Below are 25,781 nucleotides of genomic sequence, written 5' to 3' on the forward strand. Positions count from 1 at the left end.
GGGGTTGTGCCCTCCGCGTCAGCGGAAAACGGGCTCTGTATCAGTGGTCTGTACGGTCCCGGGGACGGCCGGGGCTCCCTCGCGAGAGCCCCGGCCGGGCCCGTCAGACCTCTTCGACGCTGCTCGGCTCGCGCCGGGACAGGTCGATACCGAGCTCCTCCGCAGCGCGGAAGACGTCCTCGTCCGTGTCGCGCATCTCGATGGACATGCCGTCCGAGGACAGCACCTCCACGTTGAGGCAGAGCGACTGCATTTCCTTGATGAGCACCTTGAAGGACTCGGGAATGCCGGGCTCGGGGATGTTCTCGCCCTTGACGATGGCCTCGTAGACCTTCACTCGGCCGGTCACGTCGTCGGACTTGATCGTCAGCAGCTCCTGGAGCGCGTAGGCGGCGCCGTACGCCTCCAGCGCCCACACCTCCATCTCACCGAATCGCTGGCCACCGAACTGGGCCTTACCACCCAGCGGCTGCTGGGTGATCATCGAGTACGGACCGGTCGACCGGGCGTGGAGCTTGTCGTCGACCAGGTGGTGGAGCTTGAGGATGTACATGTACCCGACGGAGATCGGGTCCGGGAACGGCTCGCCGGAGCGGCCGTCGAACAGGCGCGCCTTACCGGTCGGGAGCACCATGCGCTCGCCGTCGCGGTTCGGGATGGTGTGCTGCAGCAGGCCGGCCAGCTCGTCCTCGCGGGCACCGTCGAAGACCGGGGTCGCGACGTTGGTGCCGGGCGCGACGTCGTCGGCGCCGATGGCCTGCAGGCGCTGGGCCCACTCCTCGCTCAGGCCGGAGACGTCCCAGCCGCGGCTGGCGAGCCAGCCGAGGTGGATCTCCAGGACCTGTCCCGGGTTCATTCGGGACGGGACACCCAGCGGGTTGAGGATGATGTCGACCGGGGTGCCGTCCTCCAGGAACGGCATGTCCTCGATCGGCAGGATCTTCGAGATGACGCCCTTGTTGCCGTGGCGGCCGGCGAGCTTGTCACCGTCGGTGATCTTGCGCTTCTGGGCGACGTAGACGCGGACCAGCTGGTTCACGCCCGGGGGAAGCTCGTCGCCCTCCTCGCGGTCGAAGACGCGCACGCCGATGACCTTGCCGGTCTCACCGTGCGGCACCTTCAGCGAGGTGTCACGGACCTCACGGGCCTTCTCTCCGAAGATCGCGCGGAGCAGGCGCTCCTCCGGCGTCAGCTCGGTCTCACCCTTGGGCGTGACCTTGCCGACCAGGATGTCGCCGGCGACGACCTCGGCGCCGATACGGATGATGCCGCGCTCGTCGAGGTCGGCGAGGACCTCCTCGGAGACGTTCGGGATGTCCCGGGTGATCTCCTCGGGGCCGAGCTTGGTGTCACGGGCGTCGACCTCGTGCTCCTCGATGTGGATCGAGGAGAGGACGTCGTCCTGCACGAGGCGCTGCGACAGGATGATCGCGTCCTCGTAGTTGTGACCCTCCCACGGCATGAACGCCACGAGCAGGTTCTTGCCGAGCGCCATCTCGCCGTTCTCCGTGGCGGGACCGTCGGCGAGGACCTGGCCCTCGATGACGCGGTCGCCCTCGGAGACGATGACCTTCTGGTTGACCGAGGTGCCCTGGTTGGAGCGGGAGAACTTCGCGACGCGGTACGTGGTGTACGTGCCGTCGTCGTTCGCCACGGTGATGTAGTCGGCCGAGACCTCCTGGATCACACCGTCCTTCTCGGCCTTGATGACGTCGCCGGCGTCGGTGGCACAGCGGTACTCCATGCCGGTGCCGACGAGCGGGGCCTCCGCCTTGATGAGCGGAACGGCCTGGCGCATCATGTTCGCGCCCATGAGGGCACGGTTGGCGTCGTCGTGCTCGAGGAAGGGGATCATGGCCGTCGCGACCGACACCATCTGGCGCGGCGAGACGTCCATGTAGTCGACCTCGGCCGGCGGGACGTAGTCGACCTCGCCGCCACGACGGCGGACCAGAATGCGGGACTCGGTGAAGCGCAGGTCCTCGGAGAGGGTCGCGTTCGCCTGGGCGATGACGAAGCGGTCCTCCTCGTCGGCGGTCAGGTAGTCGACCTCGTCGGTGACCTGGCCCTCGACGACCTTGCGGTACGGCGTCTCGACGAAGCCGAACGCGTTGACGCGGCCGTAGGAGGCGAGCGAGCCGATCAGACCGATGTTCGGGCCTTCGGGGGTCTCGATCGGGCACATGCGGCCGTAGTGCGAGGGGTGCACGTCACGGACCTCGAAGCCGGCCCGCTCACGGGAGAGACCACCCGGGCCAAGAGCCGACAGACGGCGCTTGTGGGTGAGACCCGACAGCGGGTTGTTCTGGTCCATGAACTGCGACAGCTGGCTGGTGCCGAAGAACTCCTTGATGGAGGCGACGACCGGCCGGATGTTGATCAGGGTCTGCGGCGTGATCGCCTCGACGTCCTGCGTGGTCATGCGCTCGCGCACGACGCGCTCCATACGAGCCAGACCCGTGCGGACCTGGTTCTGGATGAGCTCGCCGACGTTGCGCAGACGACGGTTGCCGAAGTGGTCGATGTCGTCGGTCTCGACGACGATCTGCGTGCCGTTCTCGCCGACCGTCTCGGTCTCGCCGGCGTGCAGCTTGACCAGGTACTTGATCGTGGCGATGACGTCGTCGGTGGTCAGGACACCGGCGTCCAGCGGCTCGTCGGCGCCGAGCTTCTTGTTCACCTTGTAGCGGCCGACCTTCGCGAGGTCGTAGCGCTTCGGGTTGAAGTAGAGGTTCTCGAGCAGCGTCTGAGCGGCCTCACGGGTCGGCGGCTCGCCCGGGCGCAGCTTGCGGTAGATGTCGAGCAGCGCGTCGTCCTGGCCCTGGGTGTGGTCCTTCTCCAGGGTGGCGCGCATGGACTCGTACTCGCCGAACTCCTCGAGGATCTGCTCGGTCGTCCAGCCGAGCGCCTTGAGCAGGACGGTGACGGACTGCTTGCGCTTGCGGTCGATACGGACACCGACCATGTCGCGCTTGTCGATCTCCATCTCCAGCCAGGCACCCCGGGAGGGGATGATCTTGGCGGTGAAGATGTCCTTGTCGGACGTCTTGTCGATGGAGGAGTCGAAGTACACACCCGGCGAGCGCACGAGCTGCGACACGACGACACGCTCGGTGCCGTTGATGACGAAGGTGCCCTTGTTGGTCATGAGCGGGAAGTCGCCCATGAAGACCGTCTGGGACTTGATCTCGCCGGTCTCGTTGTTCGTGAACTCGGCGGTGACGAAGAGCGGGGCGGCGTACGTGAAGTCGCGCTCCTTGCACTCGTCGATCGAGTTCTTCGGAGGCTCGAAGCGGTGGTCGCGGAAGGTCAGCGACATCGACCCGGAGAAGTCCTCGATCGGGGAGATCTCCTCGAAGATCTCCTCCAGACCGGACTTGGTGGGGACGTCCTGTCCGCTTTCGAGAGCCGCCTCGACACGAGCCTTCCACGCCGCATTGCCGAGCAGCCAGTCAAAGCTCTCGGTCTGCAGCGCGAGGAGGTTCGGAACCTCGAGGGGCTCCTTGATCTTTGCAAAGGAAATGCGCAGCGGGGCAGTGCTTGCGCCGTTGTTCGTATTCGCGGTCGAGGCGTTGCGCGAGGCGGCCAAGAGGGGGTCCTTCCGAGGGCTCGGACTCACTACGCGCGTACCGGTCCCATGCTGTGCACGGAGAGAGAAAGTCCAGGTCGGGACGGATCTTCAACCGATGCTCAGGTATGGGCATGCCCCTGGTGACGGGCAGGGGGCAGCTAACAGGCAGCGCAAAGGGTCAGTGTAGCCACTTGGCACACTGATGTCCAGTGCGGGTTTTCGAGACCCTCGAGACCCTCGTTGTTCTCATCTCCGCGAACCCCATGCGCCGTGAGGCGCACATCGATACTGCCCGTTCGGTCGTCGATCCATGCCTCGGATACGGATCGGTGTGACGACGCGTCCTGAGAATTGCGCGCTGCGTGCGGTTCGTCAAGGCCCCCGCCCCGGAGCCGCTGCTCCGGGATCCTCACAGGCCGTTGTGAACGCACGGCGAAGATCACCATACTCGCCGGGACCGCAAGAGCAAGACAGCCGTCCCGCGCATGCCGAAGGGCGACCACCCGGTTGGGTGATCGCCCTTCAGTGTGCGTGCGTTACACGCGAGGAGTCAGGAGACTCGCAAGGTCACTTGACCTCGACGGAGGCACCGGCGCCCTTGAGGGCCTCGGCGGCCTTGTCGGCGGCGTCCTTGGCGACCTTCTCGAGGACCGGCTTCGGGGTGCCGTCGACGAGGTCCTTGGCCTCCTTCAGGCCCAGGGAGGTCAGCTCACGCACGACCTTGATGACCTGGATCTTCTTCTCGCCGGCGCCGGTGAGGATGACGTCGAACTCGTCCTTCTCCTCAGCAGCCTCGACCGGGGCGCCCGGGGCACCCGGGGCGGCAACGGCGGCGACGGCCGCGGCGGCGGTGACGTCGAACTTCTCCTCGAACGCCTTCACGAACTCGGAGAGCTCGATGAGGGTCATCTCCTCGAACTGCGCGAGCAGGTCTTCCTGGCTGAGCTTCGCCATGATGGCGGTCCTTCCACTAATTCGGCTGGTGCCGGATGTACATGTGAGGCGGGCGTACGTTCGGCCCGCTGCGACCCGCAGCGCCTAGGCGGCGGCACGGATCATTGCGCGAGCCGAATTACTCGGCACCGCCCTGCTCGGCCTGCTTGGCGCGCAGCGCGTCCACGGTGCGGACGAGCTTCGACGGCAGCGCCTGGAAGAGCGAGGCAGTCTGGGACTGCTTGCCCTTGAAGGCACCGGCCAGCTTGCTGAGCAGAACCTCGCGGGACTCGAGGTCCGCAAGCTTCTTGATCTCATCGGCGGACAGCGCCTTGCCATCAAGGACACCGCCCTTGATGATCAGGTTCGGGTTGTCCTTGGCGAAGTCACGAAGACCCTTCGCCGACTCCACCGGGTCACCGGTGATGAAGGCAACCGCCGTCGGACCGTTGAACTGGTCGTCGAGCGTGTCGATCCCGGCCTCGTTGGCCGCAATCTTGGTCAGCGTGTTCTTCACCACGGCGTACTGGGCGTTCTCACCGAGCGAACGGCGCAGCTGCTTGAGCTGGGCCACGGTGAGACCCCGGTACTCGGTCAGCACGGCGGCGTTCGAGCTGCGGAACTGCTCCGCGAGCTCGGCTACCGCGGCAGCCTTGTCGGGCCTTGCCATAGAGCGTCGGCCTCCTTCCGGGTGATGAGGACCGCTCAGAAGGGGCTGAACAAAACGAAACGCCCCGGCGCAGGCGCACGGGGCGTAGCTCGACCTGAACGGAATCCGATCGGGGAGCTTTCCACTGTCACCTGCGCGGGTCGTCCGCTGCTGAGCGGATCCTTCGGCCACCGGACCCTCGGAAGGAGAGCACGGCAACGACCAGCGGTCTTTGGCTTCCGTGGAAGGGTACGGGAACGGATCGCCGTCAGGCAAATCGGGTCATCGGCGCTCGCCGGGCGACCTACGAGGCGGCGGACTCCGGCTGGGTGTCGCCGGCCTCGTCGGCGCCCTCGCCCATCTCCGTGAACATCTCCATCAGGTCGACCGTCCGGTCCGCCGGAGGCGCCTCCACGGACGCCTTGGCACCGTAGTCCGAGTACCTGGTCACCACCTCGACGGTGCCCTGGGGGTTCTCCATGGCGATGTCCATCCGGGCCGGATAGCCGTCCTCGTTGACCCAGACCTCGATGTCATAGCCCTCGACGCCGGACTTCTCGATGGTGTCCAGCAGGTCCTTGCGCTCCTCGTCGCCGAGCACGTCCAGGGACTTGTTGGAGTCCATCACCTCGGCGACCGTGAGCGAGCCCTTGTAGTGCTGGGTCTCGACCCCGTCGGTCTTCTCCGCGCCGACGTGCTTCAGGTTCGGCGACTCCAGGAGGATGGCCAGCTGCTCGGCCGGGTCCTGGTTCATGTTCTCCAGGCCGCCGGTCATCTGCTTCTGGAGGGCCTTGTCGCCGGACGCCTCGGCCATCGCGGCGAGGTCCATCTTCATCCAGCGCTTGCCGTCCATCTCCGCGGCGGCCTTCGCACCGACGTCCATGTACATGACGTCGTCGAGCCACACCATGCGCATCCGCTCGGGCGCGCCCGCGTCCGCGAGCATGCCGCCCGTGACCGTCAGGTCCATGACCGTGGGGTCCCAGCCCATGACGCCCGACACCTCGACGTCGCCCCCGCCTTCGATCCCTGCGGGCATCGACATGGTCGTGCGGACCTTCGCCGACTTGGCCCCGGCCGTCTTCTCGTACGCCGCCGTCAGCACCTGTGCGACGTCCGACCGGGAGTCCGTCCTCGGCGCGTCCCCGGCCTTCGGCTCCCCGCCCTGGCAGCCGGAGACACCGGCGACCACCGCGAGAACCGTCAACGGGACGCTCGCGCGCCTGATGGCCGACATGCTCATACCCCACCCCTGAAGTCGTGTGCGAACGTTCGAACCGTAATGCACACGACTGACAGGCCGCCCGTGAAAAAACCGGCCCCCGCCGCTCCGAGGAGCGGCGGGGGCCGGCTTCGTACGCGAGACCCGCGACTGCCGTCAGATTCAGACGGCGGCCGGGTCCTCCTCGACGAGGAGGTTGCGGGTGCGGTTCGGGTCCAGCGGGATGCCGGGGCCCATGGTGGTGGTCAGGGTCGCCTTCTTGATGTAGCGGCCCTTCGCGGCGGACGGCTTCAGACGGAGGATCTCCTCCAGAGCCGCGGCGTAGTTCTCGACCAGCTTCGTCTCGTCGAAGGAGACCTTGCCGATGATGAAGTGCAGGTTCGAGTGCTTGTCGACGCGGAACTCGATCTTGCCGCCCTTGATCTCGTTGACGGCCTTGGCGACGTCCATCGTCACGGTGCCGGTCTTCGGGTTCGGCATCAGACCACGCGGACCGAGCACGCGGCCGAGGCGGCCGACCTTGCCCATGAGGTCCGGGGTGGCGACGACGGCGTCGAACTCGTTCAGGCGGTTGCCCTTGGAGATCTCGTCGATGAGCTCGTCGGAGCCGACGATGTCGGCGCCCGCGGCACGCGCGGCCTCGGCACGGTCACCGGTCGCGAAGACCAGGACCCGGGCGGTCTTACCGGTGCCGTGCGGAAGGTTCACGGTGCCACGGACCATCTGGTCGGCCTTGCGCGGGTCAACGCCCAGACGGAAGGCGACCTCGACAGTGCCGTCGAACTTGGTGGCGGCGGTGTCCTTGGCGAGACGGACGGCCTCGAGCGGGGCGTAGTTGCGCTCCCGGTCGACCTTGGCGTCCGCAGCGCGGAGAGTCTTGCTGCGCTTCACTTCTGCTCCTGATGTGTTGAGCGTGGAGTTGTGGTGCGGGCCAGCGCTTGGCCCTGCCACAGAGGTCAGACGGGGACTGTCAGCCCTCGACCGTGATGCCCATGGAACGGGCGGTGCCGGCGATGATCTTCTCGGCGGCGTCCAGGTCGTTGGCGTTCAGGTCGGGCATCTTGGTGCTGGCGATGTCACGGACCTGGTCGCGCGTGAGCTTGGCGACCTTGGTCTTGTGCGGCTCGCCGGAGCCCTTGTCCACACCCGCGGCCTTGAGGATCAGCTTGGCGGCCGGCGGAGTCTTGGTGACGAAGGTGAAGGAACGGTCCTCGTAGACCGTGATCTCCACCGGCACGACCATGCCACGCTGCGACTCGGTCGCGGCGTTGTAGGCCTTGCAGAACTCCATGATGTTGACGCCGTGCTGACCCAGGGCGGGGCCGACCGGCGGAGCCGGGTTGGCCGCACCGGCCTGGATCTGGAGCTTGATAAGCCCCGTGACCTTCTTCTTCTTGGGAGGCATTGCTCTCTCCGGGTCCTAGTGAGAGTTTTCAGCGCTCCAGCCGATCATCCGGATGGAGGCATACCGCACAACGATAACGGGTATCCATGCGCGGCCAAAAACCGAGCAGGTCAGACAACCTGCGAGAGGCGGTCTGACCTGTTCGGAAGCGCTGCGTCCAGAAAAGCGTCAGTTCTTCTGGATCTGGTCGAAGCTCAGCTCGACCGGGGTCTCGCGGCCGAAGATCTCGACGAGGCCCTTGACCTTCTTCGAGTCGGCGTTGATCTCGTTGATCGTCGCCTGCAGCGTCGCGAACGGGCCGTCGGTGACGGTGACCGAGTCGCCGACCTCGAAGTCCAGCACCTGGACCTCGACCTTGCGGGCGGGAGCCGGCTTGCCCTCGGCCTCGGCGGCCTCGCGGGCGGCCTTCTCCTCGGCCTCCGGGGCGAGCATCTTGACGATCTCGTCCAGGGTCAGCGGGTACGGGTCGTAGGCGTTGCCCACGAAGCCGGTGACACCCGGGGTGTTGCGCACGACGCCCCAGGACTCGTTCGTCAGGTCCATGCGGACGAGCACGTAGCCGGGCAGCTTGTTCTGCCGGACGTTCTTGCGCTCGCCGTTCTTGATCTGGACGATCTCTTCCTCGGGGACCTCGGCCTGGTAGATGAAGTCCTCGACGTTCAGCGAGACGGCACGCTGCTCCAGGTTGGCCTTCACGCGCTTCTCGTAGCCCGCGTAGGTGTGGATCACGTACCACTCGCCGGGCAGACCGCGCAGCTCGTCACGCAGAGCGGCGATGGGGTCGACGGGAGCCTCCGGCTCGGCCTCGGCCTCCTCGGCGGACTCGGCGCCCTCGGTCGCGACCTCGTCCGCAGCCTCGGCGTCGGTCTCGTCCTCCACGTGCAGCGCGGCATCCTCGGCCGGCTCGCCGGCGGCGTCGTCGGCAGCTTCGGCCTGGTCCGGGTCCGCACCGTCTGCCGCCTCGACGATGTCGAGCTCGTCCTCGACGGACTCGAAGCTCTCGCCGGACGTGGCGGAGTCGTTCAGGTTCGGGTCAGACACGGTGGCTGCTTCTTCCTGGATACAGATGGGGTGGAACAATGCGAAAGGGGCGCCGAGCCCGGCGCCCTCCGCTGGATCAGCCGAAGACGTACTTGACTGCTTCCTGGAAGCCCAAGTCAATCACGGTCACGAGGCCGATCATGATGACGACGAAGACGATCACCACGGTGGTGTAGGTCGTCAGCTGGTTGCGCGTGGGCCAGACGACCTTGCGCAGCTCAGCGATGATCTGGCGATAGAAAAGCCCGAGACGGCCCAGCGGGCCCTTCTTGCCGCGCTTTCCGCCCTTGCGGGACTTCTTCTTCGACTCCGGCGACTCGTCCTCGGCATCAGGCATGTCGATGGAGCCCACGGCGTCCGTCACGATCTCTCACCTGATTCCGGGTCGTGGCCGTGCCGCGCCCGGTGGAGCCGCACGGCGGTGCATAGATGTACGTACATGCGCACACAGCCTGGCGAAGGTGTGTGTAGCAGGGCCGGAGGGACTTGAACCCCCAACCGCTGGTTTTGGAGACCAGTGCTCTACCAATTGAGCTACGACCCTTTGTGGTTCCCCCAACCTACCGCATCCGGCCGGATGCACTAAGTGCCCGGTGTGGATGTGGCTGATGGGGGCCAACGACCAGTGAGTGTACGTGTTCCCAGGCCCGGCGTCGAACACGATGTCCTCGGGTCCGCTTCTGACCACTGTTGTCCGCTCTTCGAAACCTGTGTGCCGGCTCCGTTCGCCGTCTGCGAGCATGGGCGGCATGAGCGCTGCAACCCCTCCCACCGAGCGCCGGGTCTCCGCCCGCATCGGCGCGATCTCCGAGTCCGCGACCCTCGCCGTCGACGCCAAGGCCAAGGCCCTCAAGGCCGCCGGGCGTCCGGTGATCGGCTTCGGCGCGGGTGAGCCCGACTTCCCGACGCCCGACTACGTCGTCGAGGCCGCAGTCGAGGCCTGCCGCAACCCGAAGTACCACCGCTACACGCCGGCCGGCGGTCTGCCCGAGCTGAAGAAGGCCATCGCCGAGAAGACGCTGCGCGACTCCGGTTACGAGGTCGACCCCGCCCAGATCCTGGTGACCAACGGCGGCAAGCAGGCCATCTACGAGGCGTTCGCCGCGATCCTCGACCCGGGCGACGAGGTCATCGTCCCGGCTCCGTACTGGACCACGTACCCCGAGTCGATCCGTCTCGCGGGCGGTGTCCCGGTCGAGGTCGTCGCCGACGAGACCACCGGCTACCGCGTCTCGGTCGAGCAGCTGGAGGCCGCGCGCACGGAGAAGACCAAGGTCGTCCTCTTCGTCTCGCCGTCCAACCCCACCGGTGCCGTCTACAGCGAGGCCGACGCCCGCGCGATCGGCGAGTGGGCCGCGGAGCACGGCCTGTGGGTGCTGACCGACGAGATCTACGAGCACCTGGTCTACGGGGACGCGACCTTCACCTCACTGCCCCAGCTCGTGCCGGCGCTGCGCGAGAAGTGCATCGTCGTCAACGGCGTGGCCAAGACGTACGCCATGACCGGCTGGCGCGTCGGGTGGATCGTCGGCCCGAAGGACGTCGTCAAGGCGGCGACCAACCTGCAGTCGCACGCCACCTCCAACGTCTCCAACGTGGCCCAGGTGGCCGCCCTCGCCGCCGTCTCCGGTGATCTGGACGCCGTCGCGGAGATGCGCAAGGCCTTCGACCGCCGCCGCCAGACCATCGTGCGCATGCTCAACGAGATCGACGGCGTGGTCTGCCCGACCCCCGAGGGCGCGTTCTACGCGTACCCGTCGGTCAAGGGTCTGCTGGGCAAGGAGATCCGGGGTCGTCGTCCGCAGTCCTCGGTCGAGCTCGCCGCCCTGATCCTCGACGAGGTCGAGGTCGCCGTCGTCCCCGGTGAGGCCTTCGGCACCCCCGGCTACCTGCGTCTTTCGTACGCGCTGGGCGACGAGGACCTGGTCGAGGGCGTGTCCCGGATCCAGAAGCTGCTGGCCGAGGCCCGCGACTGACGCGTTCGCCGTCGCGCACGGGCTCCCGGCTCCGGCCGGGAGCCCGTTTCTGCGTTCGAGCAAGAACCCGATCGGGGAAAAGGGCTGCCCAGGACGTCTTCCGTGCGGCAGGATCCCCGAATGGAGCACGTACGAGACGTCAGCCTGCTGCCCAAGGCCCATCTGCACCTGCACTTCACCGGGTCGATGCGGCCCGCCACCCTTCTCGAACTCGCCGACAAGTACGGCGTGCACCTGCCCGACGCGCTGACCGGCGGCGAGCCGCCCAAGCTGCGGGCCACCGACGAGCGGGGCTGGTTCCGCTTCCAGCGGCTGTACGACATGGCCCGCTCGTGCCTGCGCGAACCGGAGGACATCCAGCGCCTGGTGCGCGAGGCGGCCGAGGAGGACATCAGGGACGGCTCGGGCTGGCTGGAGATCCAGGTCGACCCGACCTCGTACGCGCCCCGGCTGGGCGGGCTGATCCCGGCCCTGGAGATCATCCTCGACGCGGTGGACACCGCGTCGCGCGAGACCGGTCTGGGCATGCGGGTCCTGGTCGCGGCGAACCGGATGAAGCACCCGCTGGACGCCCGGACCCTCGCGCGGCTCGCCGTGCGCTACGCGGACCGGGGCATCGTCGGCTTCGGCCTCTCGAACGACGAGCGCCGGGGCCTGGCCCGCGACTTCGACCGGGCCTTCGCCATCGCCCGCGAGGGCGGCCTGCTGGCGGCCCCGCACGGCGGCGAGCTGACGGGCCCGGCCTCCGTGCGCGACTGCCTCGACGACCTGCACGCGGCCCGCATCGGTCACGGCGTGCGTGCCGCGGAGGACCCGCGGCTGCTGCGCAAGCTGGCCGAGCGCCAGGTCACCTGCGAGGTGTGCCCGGCGTCGAACGTGGCGCTGGGCGTGTACGAGAAGCCTGAGGACGTGCCGCTGCGGACGCTGTACGAGGCCGGGGTCCCGATGGCGCTGGGCGCGGACGACCCCCTGCTGTTCGGCTCCCGGCTGGCGGCGCAGTACGAGCTGGCCCGCCGCCACCACGGCTTCACGGACCAGGAGCTCGCGGAACTCGCCCGCCAGTCGGTGCGCGGCTCGGCGGCACCGGCGGAGGTCAAGGAGAAGCTGCTGGCCGGCGTCGACGACTGGCTGGGCGGCCCGGGGGCCTGAAGTGGCGGTGGGGCGGGTACGCCTGGAAACCGACGCCGATCTCGGTACGACACCAGCCGCGCTCCGGTTCGAGGTGGTGGGTGAGCGAGCCCATCAGGACGTCGTACCCCTTGCCGGCCTGCTTCTCGCGGGGCCCGAAGCCCGCCGCGTACGAGAGGACCGTGGAGGCGTCCGCGAACACGTCGCGGCTGCTGAGGAGGAACAGGGTGCCCGCGTGGACGGCCGGGCGCAGCCAGTCGCGGGCGTCCCCGTGCTCGCTGTGCTCACGCCAGACGGCCGCGTGGGCGGCGGTGCGCCTCTCGTCGGTGCGGACGGTGAGCGGAGTGCCGGTCCCCGTCCTGCGGCGCAGCTCCGGCCAGGCGGAGACCCGCAGACCGAGCGAGTGGTGGGCCAGTACGAGGTCGACGGGCTCCCCCGGAGCGAACGTCCGGGGCACGCTCCGCCGCAGCGGCAGGTGCACGATCGTGTGCTGGGAGAAGGCGGCGAAGGAGAAGAAGGCGGCCAGCCGGGCCAGGCCGTCGTGGTCGCCGAGGAGGTAGCCGCAGTCCGGGAGCGGATCGTTGAGGGTGATGTGGCGCAGCGGCTGCCGTGGCTGGACGATCCGGTACGTGTACGGGCCCGTGCGCGGTCGGAACTCGCGTGCTCTCAGGCGCATGCGGGCCTGTGGCCGGTGACGGTCATCGGCCCAGCGTGGCGCTCAGTGAGGGCCGTCCGCAACGGAGATCCCGCGCAGCAGGGTGCGGGCGAGGCCCGCGGCGAACTCGTCCAGCGGCTGCGGGGGCCTGCGGTCGGGGGTCGCCTCGTAGGCGAACGCGCGCTGGGCGCAGGCACCGAGGAGCAGTGAGGCGGCGGCGTAGGGGTCGGCGTCGGAGCTGATGCGGCCCGCCTGCTGCTCGGCCCTCAGGTAGGCGGCGAGGCCCTCGATCGGCTTGTGCGGACCGGTGCGCATCTCGCGCATGGCGTCCTCGTGGCGGCGCTTGAGCTGGGGCTCCGCGTACAGCGAGGCGGCCATGGGGAAGGTCTGCTCGTAGAAGAGGGCCGCCTGACGTGCGATGTCGGTCAGGTTCTCCTCGACGCCCGCCCGGCCGGGGTCGCCGGCCAGGGTGCTCAGCAGGGCGCCGAGCTTCGGCAGCCGTTCGTTGAGCACGGTCACGAAGAGCTCCTCCTTGCTGGAGAAGTGCTTGTAGAGCGCCGCTTCGGAGCAGCCCGCGGCCTTGGCGATCTCCTTGGTGGTCGTGCGCGCCAGGCCGAGGGAGAGCATCAGCTCACGCGCGGCGTCGACGATGCGGACGCGGGTCGGCTTCTGCTCCATGCGTGCTCCTGCCGGGCTTGACGGGTGGGTGAGTGCACACTCACTCTCGTGGTGAGTGAATACTTACCCACCGCCCGAGGAGGGTGTGCACGATGAGGCTCACAGTTTTCGGCGCCACCGGTGGCATCGGCCGGGAGATCGTCCGGCAGGCTCTCGCCGCGGGACACCAGGTCACCGCCGTGGTGCGCGATCCGGCCCGCTTCACCGTGACCGGTGACGGCCTCGACGTCTTCCGTGCCGACCTCCGGGACCCGGAGGCGCTGCGCCCGGCCGTCTCCGGGCGGGACGCGGTCCTGTCCGGGCTCGGTGCCCGCAGGAAGGCCGACGTCGGCGTCGCCGCCCGGCTGACCCGGTCGGTACTGGCGGCGATGGCGGCCGAGGACACCCGGCGGCTGCTGGTGGTCAGCGCGGCCCCGCTGGGCGCCCCTGCGGAGCGGGAGCCGCTGCTGGACCGCGCCCTGATGTCCCTGGTCGGCTCGGTCCTGAAGGACATCTACGCGGACCTGCGGGTCATGGAGGACGAGCTCGCGCGCAGCGCCACGGACTGGACGGCCGTCCGGCCGCCCCGGCTGCTCGACAGGCCGCTGACCGGCCGCTACCGCGCGGTCGTCGGCGGCAATCCGCCCAGCGCCCGGACGATCGGCCGCGCGGACGTTGCCCATGCGATGCTCGCGATGACAGGGGACCGCGCGACGGTGGGACAGGGCGTCGGCGTCGCCTACTGAGGGCCCCGGCCGCGCGTCACCCCGTGAGGGCTGCGGCCGGAGCGTCGCGGACCGACGTGCTCAGAGGCTGACGCCGACCGTCACCGGCTCGTTGACGAGGGTCACGCCGAAGGCGTCCCGCACCCCGGCCACCACCTCCCGGGCCAGCGCCAGCAGGTCCTCGGTGGTGGCCTCGCCCCGGTTGGTGAGCGCGAGGGCGTGCTTGGTGGAGATCCGCGCCGGGCCGGAGCCGTAGCCCTTGGTGAAACCCGCCCGGTCGATCAGCCAGGCGGCGGAGGTCTTGATGTGGCCGTCGCCCGCCGGGTAGGCGGGCGGGGCGACGCCGTCGCCGAGCCGGTCGCGCACGCGGCCGAGGAACGTCTCGTACTCGGCCGCGGTGAGGATCGGGTTGGTGAAGAACGACCCGGCCGACCAGGTGTCGTGGTCCTCGGCGTCCAGAACCATGCCCTTGCCGGCGCGCAGCCGCAGCACGGTGTCCCGTGCTGCGGCGGCCGGGACCCGGTCGCCGACCTCGACGCCGAGGGCCTTGGCGGTCTCCGCGTACTTCACGGGGGCGGACAGGCCGCCGGCGTCCTCCAGCGCGAACCGCACGCGCAGCACGACGTAGCGCTCGGGGTGCTGCTTGAAACGGCTGTGCCGGTAGGAGAAGGCGCACTCCTCGTTGGACAGCGTCACGGTCTCGCCCCTGGCGCGGTCGTAGGCGACGACCTCGGTGATCGTGCCGGAGACCTCCTGGCCGTAGGCGCCGACGTTCTGGATCGGGGTGGCGCCCGCCGAGCCGGGGATGCCGGCCAGGCACTCGACGCCGGCCAGGCCGGCATCGACCGTGCGGGCCACCGCGTCGGTCCAGACCTCGCCCGCGGCGAGCTCCAGCCGTGTCCCGTCGAGCGCGAAGCCGCGGGTGGCGATGCGCAGGGCGGTGCCGTCGAAGCCCTTGTCGCCGATGACCAGGTTGCTTCCGCCGCCGATGATCAGCAGCGGGGTGCCGGCGTCGTCCGCCTCGCGGACGGCGGCGATCACCTCGTCGTCGGTGGTGGCCACGACGAGACGCGTCGCGGGGCCGCCGAGGCGGAAGGTGGTCAGGGGGGCGAGGGGAGCGTCGTGAAGTTCCTGCACGGGGACAAGGGTACGGTCCGCGGCCGCGCCGCTCGGGCGGGGCCGCGGACCGGGGCGGTACGGGCGGACCGCGGTCAGACGGCGATCCGCTCGGGCTCGGCGGCGGGGGCGCTCCGCACCGGGCCGTCGTCCTCGGGCTCGTCGGGCGTGGTCCTGCCGCCCGGGATCATCAGGGCCACCAGGGCGGCGACGGCCACCACGGCCGCCCCGATCCACAGCGCGGGCACGGTGCCGTCGGTGAACGCCCATGCCGATTCGTACCCTCCCTGAGCTGCGAAGACCGCTCCGAGCACGGCGACACCGAGAGCTCCCCCGACCTCGCGCAGGGCGTTGTTCGCTCCGGAGGCGACGCCCTGTTCCGCGGGCCGGACGCTGGACATCACGACGCTGGCGGCGGGGGCGAAGTACAGGGCCATGCCGACGCCGCCGAGGATCAGCGCGGGCAGCTGGGCCGCGTACGACACCCCTGGTTCGAGGACCAGGGCGAACAGCCCGAGACCGACCGCCTGGAGCGCGAGTCCGGCGGCGACGACAGGACGGCCGCCGATCCGGTCGGAGAGGTAGCCGGCGACTGGTGCGACAAGCAGCGGCATCCCGGTCCAGGGCAGCATCCGCAGGCCGGCCTCGGTGGGCGAGTAGCCGGCGACGCCCTGCAGGAACTGGCTGAGCAGGAAGATCGAGCCGAACATGCCGAGGAACATGAGCAGGCTCGCGATGTTGATCCCGAAGAAGGCGCGGTTGCGGAACAGCCGCATCGGCAGCATCGGCTTCGCGGCGACGTGACCGTGCCACACGAAGGAGACCAGCAGCACGGTGCCCGCGATCAGACCCAGCAGCACGCGGGTGCCGGTCCAGCCGTGCGCGTTCCCGTTGACGAGACCGTAGACGACGCCGAAGAGACCGCCGCTGACGAGCAGCGTGCCCGGGACGTCCAGACGGGCGTCGGGGGCGTACGACTCGGCGAGGCGCAGGCGGGCGAGGGGCAGCAGGGCGAGGCCGATCGGCACGTTCAGCCAGAAGATCCACTGCCAGGACATGTGCTCGGTGAGACTGCCGCCGATCAGCGGCCCGCTGGCGACGGCGAGGCCGGTGACGGCGCCGAAGATCCCGAGCGCCGCGCCCCGGCGCGCGGCGGGTACGGCGGCGGTGAGCAGCGTCAGCGTCAGCGGCATCATGATCGCGGCGCCCACCCCCTGGACCGCTCGGGCGGCGACGAGGGCGTCGATCCCCGAGGCGAGCGCGGCGGCGGCGGAGGCGCCGGTGAAGATCGTCAGGCCCACGACGAAGAGTCTGCGCCGTCCGAATCTGTCTCCGAGGGCCGCTCCCAGCATCAGGAGGACGGCGAAGGTGAGCGTGTACGCGTTCACCGTCCACTCCAGGTCTTCGAGCGCGCCGCCGAGGTCCTCGCGTATGGAGGGAAGCGCGGTGGTGACGACGAGATTGTCGAGGGCCGCCATGAAGCCGGCGACGCTGGTGATCACGAGGGCCCAGGCGGCACTGCCACGAGGCGCCTGCTGTTGCTGGTTCACTGCTCCCCCAGGGGTTAGTTATTGATGACTAACTTTCACGGGCAGAGAAGAGCGCCGGTCGCGCTCGCGCCGGATCACTCCCCGGCCGGTCGTGCGGCGAGGTAGAAGCCGGACCAGATGCGGTGGCCGGCCGGGAAACCCATGGACACCAGGACGTTGATCAGCATCCCGTAGGCCAGGAACGTGGTCGTCTCGTTCACGTCCGCGCCGAGGTGCAGATGGACCGCGTCCCACAGCTCCAGCCACCCCGCCCGCACCTGCTCGCCGAACGCGTGGTCACCGGCGGCCTCGGCCGCCGCCACCGCGACGTACGTCTGCATCTGCATCAGCAGCTTGTCGGGGTCGTCGGCGATCAGGCGCTGGTAGGCGGTCGCCATGGCGCCGAGCGCCTCCTCCCCCGCGAGGCCCTCGGCGGCCTCGTCGAACACCCTGCGCGTGTCGGCCAGACACCGCGCGGAGGCGGCGAGGAAGATGGCCTGCTTGTTGGGGAAGAGACGGAACAGGTACGGCTGGGAGACACCGACCCGCTTGGCGATGGCCTCGGTCGACGTCCCCTGGTATCCGGCGCGGGCGAACTCGGTGATCGCCGCACGCACGACGCTCTCGCGCCGCTCCTCCGCACTCATCCTGACCATGCGACTAAGTTAGTGACCAATTACTAATTTCGTCAACCCACGGGTGAACGCGTGAGGGGCGCCTCCGGAAGAGAGGCGCCCCCGACATGACGCACCGCTCAGGCGAGCTGGACCACCGCGCGGGACATGCCCAGCACCTTCTGCCCGCCACTCGTGGCCGTGAGGTCCACCCGCACCCGCTTGTCGTCCAGGAGCGCGGCGACCTTGCCGCTGACCTCGATGACCGCACCCTTGTCGTCGTTCGGAACGACGACCGGCTTGGTGAAGCGCACGCCGTACTCGACCACCGCGCCCGGGTCGCCCAGCCAGTCCGTCACGACACGGGCCGCCTCGGCCATGGTGAACATGCCGTGCGCGATCACGTCCGGGAGGCCGACCTCGACGGCGAACTTCTCGTTCCAGTGGATCGGGTTGAAGTCGCCGGAGGCGCCCGCGTACTGGACGAGCGTGGCACGCGTCACGGGAAAGCTCTGCGCCGGCAGTTCGGTGCCGACCTCGACGTCCGCGTAAGCGATCTTCGCTGCCATCACGCCTCCTCGGCGGCACGCGCCACCAGCTTGGTCCATGCGGTCACGACGTGCTCGCCCGCCTCGTCGTGCACCTCGCCGCGGATGTCGAGCACGTCGTTGCCCGCGAGGGACTTGATCGACTCGATGGTCGAGGTGACCGTCAGCCGGTCCCCCGCCCGCACCGGGCGCCGGTAGGCGAACTTCTGGTCGCCGTGCACCACTCGGCTGTAGTCGAGCCCGAGCTGCGGGTCCTGCACGACCTCGCCCGCCGCCTTGAAGGTGATGGCGAACACGAAGGTCGGCGGAGCGATCACATCGGGGTGACCGAGCGCCGCGGCCGCCTCCCGGTCGGTGTACGCGGGATTCGCGTCACCGACCGCCTCGGCGAACTCACGGATCTTCTCCCGGCCCACCTCGTACGGCGGGGTGGGCGGATACGTCCGCCCGACGAACGACTGGTCGAGCGCCATGGACTGGCTCCCTCCTGCTTGATGCCCCAGCGGGGGCTGATCCCGGAGTGTGCGGACCGGCCCCGAAGCGGGACCCGTCCCGGACTGACGGCGAGAAACGACACGAGGCCGCCCCCAAGGGGGCGGCCTCGTGTACGAGCCTGGTTCAGCGCGTTTCGCGGTGCGCCGTGTGCGAGTTGCAGCGCGGGCAGTGCTTCTTCATCTCAAGACGGTCCGGGTTGTTGCGCCGGTTCTTCTTGGTGATGTAGTTCCGCTCCTTGCACTCCACGCAGGCCAGCGTGATCTTCGGGCGGACGTCGGTGGCAGCCACGTGAGTGCTCCTTGACGGACGGATGGACGGATGAACGCAGAAAAGAGTAGCCGATCGAAGGACCGACCCCACAATCGGCTACTGTGTGTAGCGGTGACCGGACTTGAACCGGTGACACAGCGATTATGAGCCGCTTGCTCTACCGACTGAGCTACACCGCTTTGATACGGATCCCCTCACCCGGAGGTGAGGGTTACCGCACCAGAGCCCCAATACGGAATCGAACCGTAGACCTTCTCCTTACCATGGAGACGCTCTGCCGACTGAGCTATTGGGGCGAGCGATGAAGACATTACACGGTCGCGCGCCGATCGCCCAAATCCGTTTCCCGGCCCTCTGTCCGGCCTGTGCCGGGCGGCTGTCGACGGCCCGCGCTCCCGCCCCGGGCGCCACCTGGAGCCCCACGCGTCACCCCACCGCCATGGCCCCGTTGCCCGGCTTTCTTCTCGGATGCCCCGGACGCCCCGTACGCCACGTGCGACCCCACCGGTACGACTATTGCGCTCTTCCTCGAAGCCCATGACGAGCCGCCCTAGGCTCGACTCACGCTGCGTGATCCTCTCCGGTTCCTCCGGCCCTCCGGACCTTCCGGACTGCCGGTTTCCACCGGTCCTACGCCCCGAGCCCGACCGCCCCCACAGGAGCGCGATGTCCGACAGCCAGCCGCAGCCGCCCGACGGCGCGACCGCGGACTCCACAGCGCTGCTGCTCTGCGGCGCGCGGCTGACGGACGGCCGCACCGTCGACGTACGGCTCGGCGGCGGCCGCATCGAGGCGGTCGGCACGGCCGGCAGTCTGCCCCGGCACGCCGCACGGCTCGATCTGACCGGCTTCCTGCTGCTGCCCGCCCCCGCCGAGCCGCACACCCACGGGGACACGGCGCTCAGCGCGGAGACGCCCGGCCCCCTCTCGTACGAACCCGACGACATCCAGCGGCGCGCCACCGAGGCCGCGCTGCTGCAACTGGGCCACGGGGCGACCGCGCTGCGTTCCCATGTGCGCATCGGCGATGTGCAGGGGCTCGGCGCCCTGGAGGCGGTGCTCCAGGCCCGGCGGTCGCTGCGCGACCTCGCCGACCTGACCGCGGTGGCCGTGCCGCGGCTGCTGACGGGAGCCGCGGGTGCCGAAGGGGTGGCGCTCCTGCGCGACGCGATGAAGATGGGCGCCGGCGTGGTCGGCGGCTGCCCGGACGCCGATCCCGATCCCACCGGCTACGTGGAGACGGTCCTGGAGCTCGCCGCCGAGCACGGCTGCCCGGTCGACCTGCACACCCACGGCGACGACCCGGCCCGCCTCGCCCGGCTGGCCGCCATGGCCGGCGGCCTGCGTCCGGGAGTGACGATCGGTCCCTGCGCCGGGCTCGCGAGGCTGCCGCGGGACGTCGCCGCCCGCGCCGCCGACCAGCTGGCCGCCGCCGGCGTCACGGTGGTCTCCCTGCCGCAGGGCGGGTGCGCGGGCGTCGAACAGCGCGGTAACGCGCCCGTGCGGCTGCTGCGGGCCGCCGGTGTGACGGTCGCCGCGGGCAGTGGCGCCCTGCGCGACGTCGTCGCCAATCCGGTGGGCCGGGGGGACCCGCTGGAGGCGGCCTACCTGCTGGCCTCGCAGGCCGGGATGCGGCCGTCGGACGCCTACGACCGCGTGGCCGGCACCGCGCGCCAAGTGATGGGCCTGCCCGAGGTGCGGGTCGAGGCCGGTTTCCCCGCGGAGCTGCTCGCCGTGCGCGGGGAACGGATCTCGGGCGTGCTCTCCCTCGCGTACAGCCGGATCGTCATCCACCGCGGGCGCGTCGTGGCACGCACCAGCGCCGTGCGCGAGTACTGCGACTCGGCGGCGGCCGTCGCGCTCGAACTGCCGCGCCAGGGGCGGCCGGACGGCTGTCCCTGAGCGCCCGCCCCGTTTCGGACGTACGGTCGTAGACATGCGCATTGTCATCGCTGGTGGACACGGTCAGATCGCGCGCCGACTGGAGCGGCTGCTCTCGGCGGGCGGACACGAGGTCGCGGGCATCATCCGCAACCGGGCGCAGGGCGACGACCTGCGCGAGGCCGGAGCCGAACCGGTGCTGATGGATCTGGAGTCGGCGTCCGTCGAGGAGGTCGCCGCGGTGCTGCAGGGCGCGGACGTGGCCGTCTTCGCGGCCGGCGCGGGCCCGGGCAGCGGCGCCCCGCGCAAGGAGACGGTGGACCGCGGCGCGGCGGTGCTCTTCGCCGACGCGGCGGAACGGGTGGGCGTACGGCGGTACATCGCCGTCTCGACCATGGGCGCGGACGCCCGGCACGAGGGCGACGACGTGTTCGACGTCTACCTGCGGGCCAAGGGCGAGGCGGACGACCACGTACGCGCCAAGTCCGGCCTCGACTGGACGATCCTGCGGCCCGGCACGCTCACCAACGACGCCGGCAAGGGCCTGGTGCGGCTGGAGGCGACCACGGGTCGCGGCTCGGTGCCGCGCGACGACGTGGCGGCGGTGCTCGCCGAGATGGTGGAGACACCGGCGACGGCGGGGCTGACCCTGGAGCTCGTCTCCGGCTCGGTCCCGGTGACGGTGGCCGTGAAGGACATCGCCGGGAACTGAACGTCGCAGAGAACCGAACGCATCGCCGCTCCACCGCCCGGCCGATGAATTCCCCTCGCCCGCAAGGTCCTTGAGGTCATGAGCAAGCAGACACCCGAGATCAGCCCCGCGATCGTCGAACGCGCGGAGCAGCTCTACGCCTACATCCGCGGTTCCGTACGGATGAACGACTTCGCCGTGATCGCCGACCGCCTGCCCGAACTGATCGGCTGGCTGGACGCCCGCGGAGCGATCTTCGCGGGCCCGCCGTTCTTCCGCTTCAACACCGTCGCCACGGACGCGGAGTCGGTGGTCGAGGCGGGCATGCCGGTCACGTCGATGCCGGAGCCGGAGGGCGACATCGGCATGGCCCTGCTGCCCGCGGGCCGCTACGCGACGGTCCACCACCACGGCCACCCCGACCAGCTCCTCGACGTCGTGACGGCGCTGCGCGGGTGGGCGGCGCGGGAGGGTCTGGCCTGGGACATGACCGAGGTCGACGGCGTGGAGCACTGGGCCTGCCGCCTGGAGTCGTACCTGACGGATCCGCGGGTGGAGCCGGACCCGTCGCGGTGGGAGATCGAACTGGCCCTCCGCCTGGCGGACTGACGCAAGGGCTCGGGCACTCCCCGCACGCGGCCCATCGCGCTCTTCAGCGGCGGGCCGGCGCTCCGGGCGGCCGGTCTCGTGCCCGGGCATCGATGCGGTCTCGTGCCCGGCGTCGATTCTCGTGCCCCGGGCGTCGATGCGGTCCCGTGCCCGGCGTCGATTCTCGTGCCCCGGGCGTCGATGCGGTCCCGTGCTGATGCGGAGGCGTGGCCGCGGACGTACGCGGGCAGGGCGGTCGGCGGGGTCTCCTCCAGCGCTCGGCGCTCTCGAACCGCCAGGCGTCCGCTGCTCCGGCCGGCACAAGGCGGACACGGTGGAGAGGACGCTGTGGGATGGTGGTCGCGTGACGCTGGAAGACCTCGTCCGGCTGCGCCGGGCCCGTGACGCGATGGACCGCGACTACGCGCAGCCGCTCGACGTTCCGGCACTGGCGCGCGTCGCCCTGATGTCGCCGGGCCATTTCTCCCGCAGCTTCCGCGCCGCCTTCGGGGAGACGCCGTACAGCTACCTGATGACGCGCAGGATCGAGCGCGCCAAGGCCCTGCTGCGGCGAGGTGACCTGTCGGTGACGGAGGTCTGCTTCGCGGTCGGCTGCACCTCGCTGGGATCGTTCAGCTCGCGCTTCACCGAGCTGGTCGGCGAGAGCCCGAGCGCGTACCGGGCCCGCAGCCATGACGACGGGGCGGCCGTCCCGGCCTGCATCGCGAAGATCCACACGCGACCGGTCAGGAACGGAGAAGCGAAAGCCGCCCCCCGCCCGTAGCGTGAAGCGCATGGACATCACGCTTTCGCAGTGCTTCATCGCCGTCGACGACCATGACAAGGCGCTCGCCTTCTACCGGGACGTCCTCGGCATGGAGGTGCGCAACGACGTCGGGTTCGAGGGCATGCGCTGGGTCACCGTCGGTTCGCCGTCGCAGCCCGATGTGGACATCGTCCTCGAACCGCCCCTCGCCGATCCGAACGCCTCACCCGCCGACAAGCAGGCCATGGCGGAACTGCTGGCGAAGGGCCTGCTGCGCGGTGTCATCTTCCGGACCGACGACTGCGACGCCACCTTCGAGCGCATCCGCGCCGCGGGCGGTGAGGTGCTGCAGGAGCCGGTCGACCAGCCGTACGGCGTCCGCGACTGCGCCTTCCGCGATCCCTCCGGCAACATGCTGCGCTTCACCCAGCCCCGCACGTCCTGAACTCGGGTCTGACGAAACCGATCTCCGGTCCCGCGAACCGGCGTTACTCTGCCGACGACCCCCGCCCGCCCGAGTCTCGGCGCGAGGTGAACGAGATGTCCGCCGCGAAGTGGCGCGTGACAGCCGCTGGTTGGTCCGACGCCTCGCCGCGGCAGGCCGTGTGGCCGCGGGCCGGAACCCCGAGCCCGGAGCCGCCGCGGGCCGAAGCGGCGTGGACTCCTCGTTGCCACGCCGAGCGCGACGCCGACGACGGCCGCCGGTGCGGCCCCACCCCACAGATGGAGACAGGATGAGCCGGGCCACGACGGACACGCAGCCGACTGCGCTGCCCGTTGCCGACAGCCACGATCTGATCCGCGTGCACGGTGCGCGCGAGAACAACCTCAAGGACGTCAGCATCGAGATCCCCAAGCGCCGGCTGACGGTGTTCACCGGGGTCTCCGGCTCGGGCAAGAGCTCGCTGGTGTTCGACACGATCGCCGCGGAGTCGCAGCGGCTGATCAACGAGACCTACAGCGCCTTCGTCCAGGGCTTCATGCCGACGGTGGCGCGGCCCGAGGTCGACGTCCTCGACGGGCTGACCACGGCGATCAGCGTCGACCAGCAGCGGATGGGCGGCGATCCCCGCTCCACGGTCGGCACCGCCACCGACGCCAACGCGATGCTGCGCATCCTCTTCAGCCGGCTCGGCACGCCGCACATCGGCCCGCCCAGCGCGTACTCCTTCAACACCGCCTCGGTCCGGGCGAGCGGTGCGATCACCGTCGAGCGCGGCGCCAAGAAGGCGGTGAAGGCGACCTACTCCCGCACGGGCGGCATGTGCACCCGCTGCGAGGGCCGGGGCACGGTGTCCGACATCGACCTGAGCCAGCTCTACGACGACTCCAAGTCCATCTCCGAGGGCGCGTTCACCATTCCCGGCTGGAAGTCGGACAGCTTCTGGACCGTGCGGGTCTATGCCGAGTCGGGTTTCCTCGACCCGGACAAGCCGATCCGCGAGTTCACCGAGAAGGAGATGCAGGACTTCCTTCACCGGGAGCCGGTCAAGGTGAAGGTCGAGGGGGTGACCCTCACCTACGAGGGGCTGATCCCCAAGATCCAGAAGTCGTTCCTGTCCAAGGACAAGGAGGCGATGCAGCCGCACATCCGGGCGTTCGTGGAGCGGGCGGTCACCTTCACCACCTGCCCCGAGTGCGACGGCACCCGGCTCAACGAAGGCGCCCGGTCGTCGAAGATCGGGAAGATCAGCATCGCCGACGCCTGCGCGATGGAGATCAGGGACCTGGCCGCATGGGTCCGCGGCCTCGACGAGCCGTCGGTGGCGCCGCTGCTCACGGCGCTGCAGCAGACCCTCGACTCGTTCGTGGAGATCGGCCTCGGCTACCTCGCGCTGGACCGGCCGGCGGGCACGCTGTCGGGTGGCGAGGCGCAGCGCGTCAAGATGATCCGTCATCTCGGTTCCTCGCTCACGGACGTCACCTATGTCTTCGACGAGCCGACCACGGGCCTGCATCCCCATGACATCAGCCGGATGAACGACCTGCTGCTGCGGCTGCGGGACAAGGGCAACACGGTGCTCGTCGTGGAGCACAAGCCGCAGACGATCGCGATCGCCGATCACGTCGTCGACCTCGGCCCCGGCGCCGGTACGGCGGGCGGCACCGTCTGCTTCGAGGGGACCGTGGAAGGGCTGCGGGCCAGCGACACGGTCACCGGCCGCCACCTCGACGACCGGGCCGCCCTCAAGAAGACGGTGCGCGAGCCCACCGGGGCGCTGGAGATCCGTGGCGCGACGGCGCACAACCTGCGCGATGTCGACGTCGACATCCCGCTCGGCGTGCTGACCGTCGTGACCGGCGTCGCCGGCTCCGGCAAGAGTTCGCTCGTGCACGGGTCGGTCCCGGTGGGCGCGGGTGTGGTGTCCGTCGACCAGGGTCCGATCCGCGGCTCCAGGCGGAGCAACCCGGCCACCTACACCGGGCTGCTCGACCCGATCCGCAAGGCGTTCGCGAAGGCCAACGGCGTGAAGCCGGCGCTGTTCAGCGCCAATTCAGAGGGCGCCTGCCCCACGTGCAACGGCGCCGGCGTCATCTACACCGACCTGGCGATGATGGCCGGTGTCGCCACGCCCTGCGAGGAGTGCGAGGGCAAGAGGTTCCAGGCCGAGGTGCTCGAGTACACCTTCGGCGGCAAGGACATCAGCGAGGTGCTCGCGATGTCGGTGAGCGAGGCCGAGGAGTTCTTCGGCTCCGGCGAGGCGCACACGCCGGCCGCGCACCGCATCCTCGACCGGCTCGCCGACGTCGGGCTCGGTTACCTCAGCCTCGGCCAGCCGCTCACCACGCTGTCCGGCGGCGAGCGGCAGCGGCTCAAGCTGGCGACGCACATGGCGGAGAAGGGCGGCGTCTACGTCCTCGACGAGCCGACCACCGGCCTGCACCTCGCCGACGTCGAGCAGTTGCTCGCCCTGCTCGACCGGCTCGTCGACTCAGGGAAGTCGGTGATCGTCGTCGAACACCACCCGGCGGTCATGGCGCACGCCGACTGGATCATCGACCTCGGCCCCGGCGCGGGCCACGACGGCGGCCGGATCGTCTTCGAGGGCACCCCCGCCGACCTGGTCGCCGCCCGCTCCACCCTCACCGGCGAACACCTCGCGGACTACGTGGGCGGCTGAGCGGGGCCTCGCGGGCACGTGGGCCGTCGCGCCACATCCCGCGCGGCACATCCGGGGAAGGCCGGCCCTTCTGCAGCGCCCGGCAGCGGGGCGGGCCGCTTCGCGGCGGTAGTTCTCAGAGTCCGGCGCAAGCCTCCGAGATCGAGATTCCGATGCGGTACTTTGCCGGGCAAGTCCGCAGACTGCCCGACGCCGGAAG

General features: G+C 69.9%; 25 protein-coding genes and 3 tRNA genes. 9 read left to right on the forward strand and 19 right to left on the reverse strand.

What is annotated here, in order from left to right; all coding sequences use genetic code 11:
* Nucleotides 1-103: 103 nt before the first annotated feature.
* From rpoB to AB0K02_RS07485, 9 genes are all read right to left on the reverse strand, one after another.
* Entirely contained in the window at nucleotides 104-3,589 is a 3,486-nt protein-coding gene (gene rpoB / locus AB0K02_RS07445) for a DNA-directed RNA polymerase subunit beta (RefSeq protein WP_365991379.1), read from the reverse strand.
* 549 nt (nucleotides 3,590-4,138) lie between these two features.
* Nucleotides 4,139-4,525 (reverse strand): 50S ribosomal protein L7/L12, encoded by a 387-nt coding sequence (rplL, locus tag AB0K02_RS07450; protein ID WP_365991380.1) that lies wholly within the window; start codon nucleotides 4,523-4,525, stop codon nucleotides 4,139-4,141.
* 118 nt (nucleotides 4,526-4,643) lie between these two features.
* On the reverse strand, nucleotides 4,644-5,174 hold the full coding sequence (gene rplJ / locus AB0K02_RS07455; RefSeq protein ID WP_365991381.1) for a 50S ribosomal protein L10: 531 nt from the start codon (nucleotides 5,172-5,174) through the stop codon (nucleotides 4,644-4,646).
* Between the two features lie 283 nt (nucleotides 5,175-5,457).
* The gene (locus AB0K02_RS07460) at nucleotides 5,458-6,396 is read right to left on the reverse strand and encodes a hypothetical protein (protein WP_365991382.1); all 939 of its coding nucleotides are present in this window, start codon (nucleotides 6,394-6,396) and stop codon (nucleotides 5,458-5,460) included.
* A gap of 141 nt (nucleotides 6,397-6,537) precedes the next feature.
* A complete protein-coding gene (rplA, locus tag AB0K02_RS07465; protein WP_365991383.1) occupies nucleotides 6,538-7,266 on the reverse strand; it encodes a 50S ribosomal protein L1 in 729 nt (242 codons plus the stop codon).
* A 79-nt stretch (nucleotides 7,267-7,345) separates the two neighbouring features.
* On the reverse strand, nucleotides 7,346-7,780 hold the full coding sequence (gene rplK, locus AB0K02_RS07470) for a 50S ribosomal protein L11 (RefSeq protein WP_177148603.1): 435 nt from the start codon (nucleotides 7,778-7,780) through the stop codon (nucleotides 7,346-7,348).
* A 168-nt stretch (nucleotides 7,781-7,948) separates the two neighbouring features.
* Entirely contained in the window at nucleotides 7,949-8,821 is an 873-nt protein-coding gene (gene nusG, locus AB0K02_RS07475) for a transcription termination/antitermination protein NusG (protein WP_365991384.1), read from the reverse strand.
* 76 nt (nucleotides 8,822-8,897) lie between these two features.
* The gene (gene secE, locus AB0K02_RS07480) at nucleotides 8,898-9,185 is read right to left on the reverse strand and encodes a preprotein translocase subunit SecE (RefSeq protein ID WP_177148601.1); all 288 of its coding nucleotides are present in this window, start codon (nucleotides 9,183-9,185) and stop codon (nucleotides 8,898-8,900) included.
* Nucleotides 9,186-9,292: 107 nt separating this feature from the next.
* Nucleotides 9,293-9,365 (reverse strand) — tRNA-Trp (locus AB0K02_RS07485).
* Between the two features lie 205 nt (nucleotides 9,366-9,570).
* Here AB0K02_RS07485 and AB0K02_RS07490 point away from each other — a divergent pair.
* Together AB0K02_RS07490 and AB0K02_RS07495 are read left to right on the forward strand one after the other, a co-directional pair.
* Nucleotides 9,571-10,797, forward strand: a complete 1,227-nt coding sequence (locus tag AB0K02_RS07490) for a pyridoxal phosphate-dependent aminotransferase (protein ID WP_365991385.1) — start codon at nucleotides 9,571-9,573, stop codon at nucleotides 10,795-10,797.
* Nucleotides 10,798-10,917: 120 nt separating this feature from the next.
* Entirely contained in the window at nucleotides 10,918-11,946 is a 1,029-nt protein-coding gene (locus tag AB0K02_RS07495; protein WP_365991386.1) for an adenosine deaminase, read from the forward strand.
* Here the strand turns inward: AB0K02_RS07495 and AB0K02_RS07500 are convergent.
* Nucleotides 11,891-12,601, reverse strand: coding sequence for a hypothetical protein (locus tag AB0K02_RS07500; protein ID WP_365991387.1), 711 nt, complete (start codon nucleotides 12,599-12,601; stop codon nucleotides 11,891-11,893). The two genes, AB0K02_RS07495 and AB0K02_RS07500, sit on opposite strands and share 56 nt — an antisense overlap.
* 42 nt (nucleotides 12,602-12,643) lie before the next feature.
* Nucleotides 12,644-13,258 (reverse strand): TetR/AcrR family transcriptional regulator, encoded by a 615-nt coding sequence (locus tag AB0K02_RS07505; protein WP_365991388.1) that lies wholly within the window; start codon nucleotides 13,256-13,258, stop codon nucleotides 12,644-12,646.
* A gap of 92 nt (nucleotides 13,259-13,350) precedes the next feature.
* Here AB0K02_RS07505 and AB0K02_RS07510 point away from each other — a divergent pair, with 92 nt between their 5' ends.
* Entirely contained in the window at nucleotides 13,351-13,983 is a 633-nt protein-coding gene (locus AB0K02_RS07510; protein WP_365991389.1) for an NAD(P)H-binding protein, read from the forward strand.
* A gap of 60 nt (nucleotides 13,984-14,043) precedes the next feature.
* Here AB0K02_RS07510 and AB0K02_RS07515 read toward each other — a convergent pair whose 3' ends face one another.
* The 8 genes from AB0K02_RS07515 to AB0K02_RS07550 all read right to left on the reverse strand — a co-directional run bounded on the left by AB0K02_RS07515 (nucleotide 14,044) and on the right by AB0K02_RS07550 (nucleotide 18,830).
* Entirely contained in the window at nucleotides 14,044-15,177 is a 1,134-nt protein-coding gene (locus AB0K02_RS07515) for a UDP-N-acetylmuramate dehydrogenase (protein WP_365991509.1), read from the reverse strand.
* Nucleotides 15,174-16,628: an MFS transporter gene (locus AB0K02_RS07520; RefSeq protein ID WP_365991390.1), complete on the reverse strand. Its 1,455-nt coding sequence runs from the start codon at nucleotides 16,626-16,628 to the stop codon at nucleotides 15,174-15,176. The genes AB0K02_RS07515 and AB0K02_RS07520 overlap by 4 nt, the downstream gene beginning before the upstream one ends.
* 74 nt (nucleotides 16,629-16,702) lie before the next feature.
* Nucleotides 16,703-17,263, reverse strand: a complete 561-nt coding sequence (locus AB0K02_RS07525) for a helix-turn-helix domain-containing protein (RefSeq protein WP_365991391.1) — start codon at nucleotides 17,261-17,263, stop codon at nucleotides 16,703-16,705.
* 98 nt (nucleotides 17,264-17,361) lie between these two features.
* A complete protein-coding gene (locus AB0K02_RS07530; protein WP_365991392.1) occupies nucleotides 17,362-17,790 on the reverse strand; it encodes a MaoC family dehydratase in 429 nt (142 codons plus the stop codon).
* Complete coding sequence (locus tag AB0K02_RS07535; protein WP_365991393.1) at nucleotides 17,790-18,242, reverse strand: MaoC family dehydratase N-terminal domain-containing protein; 453 nt, start codon at nucleotides 18,240-18,242, stop codon at nucleotides 17,790-17,792. Before AB0K02_RS07535 ends, AB0K02_RS07530 begins: the two co-directional genes overlap by 1 nt.
* A gap of 145 nt (nucleotides 18,243-18,387) precedes the next feature.
* Nucleotides 18,388-18,552 carry a 50S ribosomal protein L33 gene (gene rpmG / locus AB0K02_RS07540; RefSeq protein WP_003956487.1) on the reverse strand — a complete coding sequence of 55 codons (165 nt, stop codon included), beginning with the start codon at nucleotides 18,550-18,552 and terminating at the stop codon, nucleotides 18,388-18,390.
* Nucleotides 18,553-18,640: 88 nt separating this feature from the next.
* Nucleotides 18,641-18,713, reverse strand: a tRNA-Met gene (locus AB0K02_RS07545).
* 44 nt (nucleotides 18,714-18,757) lie between these two features.
* Nucleotides 18,758-18,830 (reverse strand) — tRNA-Thr (locus AB0K02_RS07550).
* Nucleotides 18,831-19,200: 370 nt separating this feature from the next.
* Here AB0K02_RS07550 and AB0K02_RS07555 point away from each other — a divergent pair.
* The 6 genes from AB0K02_RS07555 (at nucleotide 19,201) to AB0K02_RS07580 (ending at nucleotide 25,582) form a co-directional block, all read left to right on the forward strand.
* Complete coding sequence (locus AB0K02_RS07555; protein WP_365991394.1) at nucleotides 19,201-20,436, forward strand: amidohydrolase family protein; 1,236 nt, start codon at nucleotides 19,201-19,203, stop codon at nucleotides 20,434-20,436.
* 34 nt (nucleotides 20,437-20,470) lie between these two features.
* Nucleotides 20,471-21,127: an SDR family oxidoreductase gene (locus tag AB0K02_RS07560; RefSeq protein ID WP_365991395.1), complete on the forward strand. Its 657-nt coding sequence runs from the start codon at nucleotides 20,471-20,473 to the stop codon at nucleotides 21,125-21,127.
* A 78-nt stretch (nucleotides 21,128-21,205) separates the two neighbouring features.
* A complete protein-coding gene (locus AB0K02_RS07565; RefSeq protein WP_365991396.1) occupies nucleotides 21,206-21,715 on the forward strand; it encodes a GyrI-like domain-containing protein in 510 nt (169 codons plus the stop codon).
* Nucleotides 21,716-22,058: 343 nt separating this feature from the next.
* Complete coding sequence (locus AB0K02_RS07570; protein ID WP_365991397.1) at nucleotides 22,059-22,478, forward strand: helix-turn-helix transcriptional regulator; 420 nt, start codon at nucleotides 22,059-22,061, stop codon at nucleotides 22,476-22,478.
* Nucleotides 22,479-22,488: 10 nt separating this feature from the next.
* Complete coding sequence (locus AB0K02_RS07575) at nucleotides 22,489-22,905, forward strand: VOC family protein (protein WP_365991398.1); 417 nt, start codon at nucleotides 22,489-22,491, stop codon at nucleotides 22,903-22,905.
* A gap of 289 nt (nucleotides 22,906-23,194) precedes the next feature.
* On the forward strand, nucleotides 23,195-25,582 hold the full coding sequence (locus tag AB0K02_RS07580; RefSeq protein ID WP_365991399.1) for an excinuclease ABC subunit UvrA: 2,388 nt from the start codon (nucleotides 23,195-23,197) through the stop codon (nucleotides 25,580-25,582).
* Nucleotides 25,583-25,781 lie beyond the last annotated feature (199 nt).

The sequence above is a fragment of the Streptomyces sp. NPDC049597 genome (assembly GCF_040675505.1).
Lineage (GTDB): Bacteria > Actinomycetota > Actinomycetes > Streptomycetales > Streptomycetaceae > Streptomyces.